At 70.9% G+C, this 2,245-nt stretch carries 2 protein-coding genes; both read right to left on the bottom strand.

All coding sequences use genetic code 11. The features are described from left to right. Positions 1-74: 74 nt before the first annotated feature. Entirely contained in the window at positions 75-305 is a 231-nt protein-coding gene (locus FNH05_RS36345) for a hypothetical protein (RefSeq protein WP_144593367.1), read from the bottom strand. 6 nt (positions 306-311) lie between these two features. Continuing rightward, on the bottom strand, positions 312-2,245 hold a 1,934-nt coding region (locus FNH05_RS38610), incomplete at its 5' end, for a hypothetical protein (RefSeq protein ID WP_186382917.1).

Raw genomic sequence — 2,245 nt, 5'->3', positions numbered from 1 at the left:
AGNCGCTNCGGATCACCGGCGGGTCGGCGCGCACGCTGCCGCCGTACTCGCTCACGTTCGGCTGACACCGGCACTCACACCGTCAGCCCGACGACGATCCGCCATACCGCGCCGACCGCGACCAGCACGGTGAGCACGACGGCCACCAGGTCCAGCACCCGGATGCGGTCGGTGCGGGCGCTGGCCGAATCGGTCGACCGGCGCCCCACCGCGAGTTCCTTCAGCACGGTGCGCACGATGAGCACGGCCAGCAGCGCCACCCCGAGGACCGCGGTGACCACGGTGAGCACATCACCCGAGTTCACGGCACGTCATCCCGTATTTCCCCCGTCTCCGTCTTCCACCTTCTGCAGGGCCGCGGTCGTCCGCGCGAGCACCATGGCGCCGTCATGCTCATATACCAGGCGGTAGATCCTGGTGTCCGCCAGACCCTGCAGCAACTGCTCGCGGAAGCCGGGCTTGGCCCCGTTGAGGATGGTGATGTAGGCGAACTGGGGCTCGGTGATCACCAGGTAGTCCGGCCCCTTCTCCTGGATGCACGCGACCGTGTCCGCCACCTGGGGCAACGGCTTGGTGCAGTAGTTGTCCACCTCGGACTGGCTCAGCTCGCCGACCCGTTCGAAGGCCAGCGGCACCGCGTTGACCAGCGAGTCCACCCGCTGCTCCGGCTGGGCGTGTTCGATCGCCCACGCGGCGGCCGCGACGTCGCTCGCGCTCACGCTGGTGTAGGCGTCGTTGCCGCCCCGGGCCAGCACCGTGGACAGCGCCACGACCGAAAGCGCCAGCCACGGCACGGCCACCACGGTGGCCAGCCGGGCGGGCCCGGCCCGCCAGCGCATCCGGCGGGCCGCGGTGAGGAAGCGTTCCAGCACGATCGCCCCGGGCAGCGCCATCAGCGGCAGGGCGAACAGGAAGCAGCGCATGAACACTTCGCCGCCGTAGGACTGCACGAGGGCCAGCCCGAACGGCGCGGCGCACAGCGCGGGAAGCAGCCACGACCGCAGTTTTTCCCGGCGCATCAGGACGATTCCCATCGCCGCCAGCCCGGCCGCGGACGCGCTGACCGCCATGCGGACGCCGAGCACGATCAGATGTCCCATGCTGCCGGACAGCCTGCTGAACAACCCCTGGTCGACCGAGGAGTTGATATCGCCGATGGGCGCCAGGATCATCTTGACCAGCTGCCCGCTCCAGAAGTCCGAAGCCCCCAGCGAGAACCAGACCACGGCCGCACCCAGCACCACGAACGGCAGCCACGCCGGCCAGAGCCTGCCGAACAGCAGCAGGAGCAGCAGCAGCCCGCCGAGCACGAACGGGGTGAGCTGGTGGGTCGGGGCGAGCCCGAGCCCGATGAGCACCACCGAGCCCTGCGCGACCAGCCTGGCCTTCGGGCTCGACCGCGGGGCCAGCCGGGCGCGGAGCCGGGCCCGGACCGGTTCGGTGAGCCGGGGCCGGACCAGGTGCCGGAACGTCAGGGTGAGCGCGGCCAGCATCATCACCATCGCCGTGGCCTGGGGCGAGAAGTAGTCCTGCTCGGTCCAGTTGCCGACGAGGAAGATCCACGGCGCGATCCAGGAGGCGCGCCGGTTGCCCAGCGCGGACACCGCCAGCGCGCGCGTGCCCAGCACCATCAGCCCGGACAGCACCACCGGGGCGAAGTTGATCAGCGACAGCGCGTTGGGCACCCCGCCCGCCTTGGTCACCATGGCGATCAGCGAGAAGAACCCGGCCCAGGAAAAGCGCGCGTCGTAGTGCTGGAGAACGTCGCCGTGGTCGGCGATGTACTGCGCGAACCCGGAGTGCAGCCACGAGGTGGGCAGCCGCGCCACCTCTTCCACGGACGGCTGCAACCCGTAGACGAAGAACACGCCGACCACGGTGTAGGCGGTCAGGTACCAGGTGCGCGGCTGAAAGCGCAGCAACTCCAGCACGACCGCGGCGATCAGCAGCGGATAGCCCAGCAGCGTCACCACCGACACGTTGGCGATCAGGCCGAGGCCGCCGAGGGACTCCGGCGGGACCGGATGCAGCCCGGCCACCCAGAGGATCACCGCGACGGCGGCGACGCCCGGTGCCAGGAACGGGTCGGAAAACCAGCGCGGGAGCGGGTTCTGCTCCAGGCGCGGCCGCGAGTCCTCGCCGCGCGACGGCGGGGCCTTCGGCGGCTGGCCCAGCTGCCCCACCACCGGGATGTAGCGCGTCTGCGTGTTCGCGGGCGCCGGGTAGTGCATCTGCCGGTTCGGGC

This window comes from Amycolatopsis rhizosphaerae (assembly GCF_007713715.1).
Taxonomy (GTDB): Bacteria; Actinomycetota; Actinomycetes; order Mycobacteriales; family Pseudonocardiaceae; genus Amycolatopsis_E; species Amycolatopsis_E rhizosphaerae.
Note: the sequence above shows the minus strand (reverse complement) of the source record. Positions and strands in the feature narration are given on the sequence as shown.